This is a genomic window from Streptomyces sp. NPDC057307 (assembly GCF_042667665.1).
GTDB lineage: Bacteria > Actinomycetota > Actinomycetes > Streptomycetales > Streptomycetaceae > Streptomyces.
Map to the genome: position 1 here is coordinate 1 of NZ_JBHUZM010000253.1, position 5,042 is coordinate 5,042.

A 5,042-nucleotide genomic window follows, 5' to 3' on the forward strand; every position below is an offset into this window, starting at 1 on the left:
GGCCCGGCCGTCATGACGACGGCCGGGCCTCCTTACACAGGCGAGCGACGCGGCTCAGTAGCCGGAGCCCGACGCGCCCAGGCTGCCCGTGGGGTGCCAGACCGTCTTCGTCTCCAGGAAGGCCGTCAGCCGGCCCGTGCCGGGATCGGCGGAGAAGTCCACCGGGTGGGGGCGCAGCACCCGCTTGAGGTTGTCCGCCGCCGCGATCTCCAGCTCCTTGGCCAGGGTCTCGTCGGCGCCGTACAGGTCGATGCCGTTGACGTCCTGGTGCGACGCGAGCGGGGCGGCGAGTTCCGCCGTACGGCCCGAGAGGATGTTGACGACGCCGCCCGGCAGGTCGGAGGTGGCCAGCACCTCGCCGAGCGACAGGGCGGGCAGCGGGGAGCGCTCACTGGCGATCACGACCGCCGTGTTGCCGGTGGCGATCACCGGGGCCACGACCGAGACCAGGCCGAGGAACGACGAGTCCTGCGGTGCGAGGACCGTGACGACGCCGGTGGGCTCGGGTGTGGACAGGTTGAAGAACGGGCCCGCGACGGGGTTGGCACCGCCCGTGACCTGGCCGATCTTGTCCGTCCAGCCCGCGTACCAGACCCAGCGGTCGACGGTCGCGGCCACGACGGCCGCCGCCTTCGTCTTCGAGAGGCCCTCGGAGGCGGCCACCTCGGCGGTGAACTGGTCGCGGCGGCCCTCCAGCATCTCGGCGACGCGGTAGAGCACCTGGCCCCTGTTGTACGCGGTGGCGCCCGACCAGCCGCCGAACGCCTTGCGGGCGGCGGAGACCGCGTCACGGGCGTCCTTGCGGGAGGACTGCGGCGCGTTGGCGAGCCACCTGCCCTTTTGGTCGGTCACCTCGTACACCCGGCCGCTCTCGGAGCGGGGGAACTTGCCCCCGACGTACAGCTTGTAGGTCTTGAAGACGGACAGCCGTTCGGGCTGTCGCTCGGACTCAGACATCGAGATACGCCTCCAGGCCGTGGCGACCGCCCTCGCGGCCGTAGCCCGACTCCTTGTAGCCGCCGAACGGCGAGGTCGGGTCGAACTTGTTGAACGTGTTGGCCCACACCACGCCCGCGCGGAGCTTGTTCGCCACGGCGAGGATGCGGGAGCCCTTCTCCGTCCAGATACCGGCGGAGAGGCCGTACTGCGTGTTGTTGGCCTTGGCGACCGCCTCGTCCGGTGTGCGGAACGTCAGTACGGAGAGCACCGGGCCGAAGATCTCGTCGCGCGCGACGGTGTGCGCCTGCGTGACATTGCTGAAGAGGGTCGGCGCGAACCAGTAGCCGGAGGAGGGCAGTTCGCACTCCGGCGACCAGCGCTCGGCGCCCTCGGCCTCGCCCGCGTCCGCCAGCGTCCTGATCCGGGCCAGCTGCTCGGCGGAGTTGATCGCGCCGAGGTCCGTGTTCTTGTCCAGCGGGTCGCCGATACGCAGCGTGGACAGCCGGCGCTTCAGCGAGTCCAGCAGCTCGTCGTGGATCGACTCCTGGACCAGCAGCCGCGATCCGGCGCAGCAGACCTGCCCCTGGTTGAAGAAGATGCCGGTGACGATGCCCTCGACGGCCTGGTCGATCGGGGCGTCGTCGAAGACGATGTTGGCGCCCTTGCCGCCGAGTTCGAGCGTGACCTTCTTGTCCGTGCCCGCGATCTGCCGGGCGATGGCCTTGCCGACGGCGGTCGAGCCGGTGAAGGCGATCTTGTTGACGTCCTCGTGCGCGACGAGGGCGGCGCCCGCGTCGCCGTATCCGGGAAGGATGTTGACGACGCCGCGCGGGAGACCGGCCTGGCGGCAGATGTCCGCGAAGAACAGGGCGCTGAGCGGGGTGGTCTCGGCGGGCTTCAGGACCACCGTGTTGCCCGTGGCGAGCGCCGGGGCGATCTTCCACGCCAGCATCAGCAGCGGGAAGTTCCACGGGATGACCTGGCCGGCGACGCCCAGCGGGCGCGGGCTCGCGCCGCTGTGTCCTTCTGTCGTCCTCCGGCCGAACCCGGCGTGGTCGAGCTTGTCGGCCCAGCCCGCGTAGTAGAAGAAGTGCGCGGCGACCAGGGGGAGGTCCGCGTCGCGGGTCTCGCGGATCGGCTTGCCGTTGTCGAGGGTCTCCAGGACGGCCAGTTCGCGCGAGCGCTCCTGGATGATCCGGGCGATGCGGAAGAGGTACTTGGCGCGCTCGGCGCCCGGCAGCGCCGACCACTTCATGAACGCCTTACGGGCCGCCTTCACGGCCCGGTCGACGTCCTCCGCGCCCGCGCGGGCGACCTCGGACAGCACTTCCTCGGTGGCGGGCGAGACCGTCTTGAAGACCTTGCCGTCGGCGGCGTCGGTGAACTCGCCGTCGATGAACAGGCCGTAGCTCGGCGCGATGTCGACGACCGAGCGCGACTCGGGGGCCGGTGCGTATTCGAAGACCATGGTGTATCAGTCCACCGTCACGTAGTCGGGGCCGGAGTAGCGGCCGGTGGAGAGCTTCTGGCGCTGCATCAGCAGGTCGTTGAGGAGGCTGGAGGCGCCGAAGCGGAACCAGTGGTTGTCCAGCCAGTCCTCGCCCGCGGTCTCGTTGACCAGCACGAGGAACTTGATCGCGTCCTTGCTGGTACGGATCCCGCCGGCGGGCTTCACGCCCACCTGGACGCCGGTCTGGGCCCGGAAGTCGCGGACGGCCTCCAGCATCAGCAGCGTGTTGGCCGGGGTGGCGTTGACGGCGACCTTGCCGGTCGACGTCTTGATGAAGTCCGCGCCGGCGACCATGCCGAGCCAGGAGGCGCGGCGGATGTTGTCGTACGTGGACAGCTCACCGGTCTCGAAGATGACCTTGAGGCGGGCGGCGCCGCACTCGGCCTTCACGGCCACGATCTCCTCGTACACCTTCAGGTAGTGACCCGCGAGGAACGCGCCGCGGTCGATCACCATGTCGATCTCGTCGGCACCGGCGGCGACGGCGTCCCGTACGTCGGCGAGCTTCACGGCCAGGGCGGTGCGGCCGGCCGGGAAGGCGGTCGCGACGGAGGCGACCTTCACCTCGCTGCCCGCGAGTCCGGCGACGGCGGTCTCCACCATGTCCGGATAGACACAGAGCGCGGCCGTCGTCGGGACGGTGCGGTCGGTCGGGTCCGGACGCAGGGCCTTGGCGGCGAGCGACCGGACCTTGCCCGGGGTGTCGGCGCCTTCGAGGGTCGTCAGGTCGATCATCGAGATGGCCAGGTCGATGGCGTACGCCTTGGCCGTCGTCTTGATCGAGCGCGTACCGAGCGAGGCGGCGCGCGCCTCCAGGCCGACGGCGTCGACGCCGGGCAGCCCGTGGAGGAACCGGCGCAGCGAACTGTCGGACGCGGTCACGTCAGCGAGGGGGGCACCGCCCACGGCGGAGCCTGTGGGCGAGGGTGCAGTCGTGGGCATGGTCACCACATGAGCATATCTACGCGCGTAGCAGCATGTACAGGGGGCGGGTACCGGGCGAGCGGGCCGAGACGGGGGCGCGGCGCGCGGGTGCGGTGGGCGGGTACGCGCCGGTGCGGGGGCCCGCCGGGCGGGAGTCGTGCCGGGGGTACCGGTGGCGTACGGCAGAATCGAAACCATGACGAGTCCCGAGCAGCCCTCCGAGCCGACGTACGCAGAGCGCGTCTTCCGGTCGCCCGCCGCCATCGCGGGCGGTGCGCTGCTGCTCGCGCTGGGCGCGTGGATCGGGATCGACGCGGTGGTCCGGGGCCACGGCAGGACGCCGTGGCTCGCGCTCGCGGGCCTGCTGCTCGCCGTGCCGCTCGTGGTGGCCTTCACCATGCGGCCGGCGGTGTTCGCCAACGACGACCGGCTGCGGATCAGGAATCCGTTCCGTACGGTCGTGGTGCCGTGGGCGTCCGTGGCCGATGTGCGGGCCGGGTATTCGAGCGAGGTGTTCACCCGGGGCGGCGCGAAGTTCCAGCTGTGGGCGGTGCCGGTCTCGCTGAGGAAGCGCAAGCGCGCGGCGCGACGGCAGTCGCAGCGCGCGCACGACGATCCGAACAGCCGGACGTCGGTGAGCGCGGACGTGACCGACACACACGCGCGGACCGCCGGCGCGGACCACACCGTCGCGGGCCTGCGCGAGCAGGCGGAGCGCTGCGCGTCGCGCCCCGAGGCGCAGGGTGAGCCGCAGGTGCGGTGGGCGTACGAGGTGATGGGCCCGGCGCTGGCGGGGCTGGTGGTGCTGGTGGTGCTGCTCGCGACGGGGTGACCCGCTCGTCGGCCCTGCCGCACCGTGTGCCCGTTCCTGTCGTCGTCGGGCGGGGCGGAGGCGCTGGACACGGCCCCGGCCGGGCGGCGCGACCCTCCTTCACCGGGGTGGCGGCGATGATCGGGGCGCGATCGGGCCGGCCGTGGATGGTGTTGAGCACCGGACCGACGACGAGCAGGACGGCGAACACGTCAATCGACGGCGCGTTCCCTCAGCATCGAACCGCGAGTTGGTCGAACCGGACGAACGACACCGCCGACGAGTCTCCGACGGGATGCACCCGGACAGTCAGGAGCGGACCGGGCGTATCGTCCACGATCACCACCTCTGCCGTCTCCGGCGGTAGGTCGGCCGGCCACCCGGCGTCATCGGTCGGCTCGGCGGTGAGCAGTCTCGCGACCGTGCCGGCCAGGCCCACCTGGTCCGGCCGGATCCTCCGCCACCGCGGAGTTCCGCCGTCCGCGCGAATCACCATTTCCTCAGCGTATGCGTGCGCCGCCGCGACCTGATGCCGCGAGGCCGGCGACTCGGTGCGGAGGCAGCCGGCGCGTCGGAGTTGACGGCCGCGTTCCCGGTCGTCGACCCGGCCGAACTCGCCGCGCTCTACGGGGACATGTACACCGGGCGCGACCGCGTCGAGGAAGTCCACCCCGCCTTCAAGGCCGGGTGACAGGCCGGCAGCCCACCGGGACTCGGTGGCAGGCGAGAACAACCCCTCGGCGCCGACGGGTCCCTCGGCCGTGAGGCGATCCGGTGTCGACGTCGCTTCGCGATCGTCCACCGGCGCGGTGCGCGCCACCGGGCGTCCGCGTACGGGACGGCTCACCGAAGCCGTCC

At 71.7% G+C, this 5,042-nt stretch carries 5 protein-coding genes; 1 reads left to right on the forward strand and 4 read right to left on the reverse strand.

Translation table 11 applies throughout. The features are described 5' to 3' along the window. Positions 1-54 precede the first annotated feature (54 nt). From ACFUN8_RS36955 to deoC, 3 genes are read right to left on the reverse strand one after another with little or no spacing between them, the layout of a single operon-like run. Positions 55-957 carry an aldehyde dehydrogenase family protein gene (locus ACFUN8_RS36955; protein WP_383647712.1) on the reverse strand — a complete coding sequence of 301 codons (903 nt, stop codon included), beginning with the start codon at positions 955-957 and terminating at the stop codon, positions 55-57. Then, entirely contained in the window at positions 950-2,407 is a 1,458-nt protein-coding gene (locus ACFUN8_RS36960) for an aldehyde dehydrogenase family protein (RefSeq protein ID WP_383647715.1), read from the reverse strand. Before ACFUN8_RS36960 ends, ACFUN8_RS36955 begins: the two co-directional genes overlap by 8 nt. Positions 2,408-2,413: 6 nt before the next feature. After that, positions 2,414-3,391, reverse strand: a complete 978-nt coding sequence (gene deoC / locus ACFUN8_RS36965) for a deoxyribose-phosphate aldolase (RefSeq protein WP_383647718.1) — start codon at positions 3,389-3,391, stop codon at positions 2,414-2,416. 178 nt (positions 3,392-3,569) lie between these two features. Between deoC and ACFUN8_RS36970 the strand changes: the two genes are divergently transcribed. Continuing rightward, positions 3,570-4,205 (forward strand): PH domain-containing protein, encoded by a 636-nt coding sequence (locus tag ACFUN8_RS36970; RefSeq protein ID WP_383647721.1) that lies wholly within the window; start codon positions 3,570-3,572, stop codon positions 4,203-4,205. 211 nt (positions 4,206-4,416) lie between these two features. Here ACFUN8_RS36970 and ACFUN8_RS36975 read toward each other — a convergent pair whose 3' ends face one another. Further along, the gene (locus tag ACFUN8_RS36975; RefSeq protein ID WP_383647723.1) at positions 4,417-5,004 is read right to left on the reverse strand and encodes a hypothetical protein; all 588 of its coding nucleotides are present in this window, start codon (positions 5,002-5,004) and stop codon (positions 4,417-4,419) included. Between the last annotated feature and the right edge of the window lie 38 nt (positions 5,005-5,042).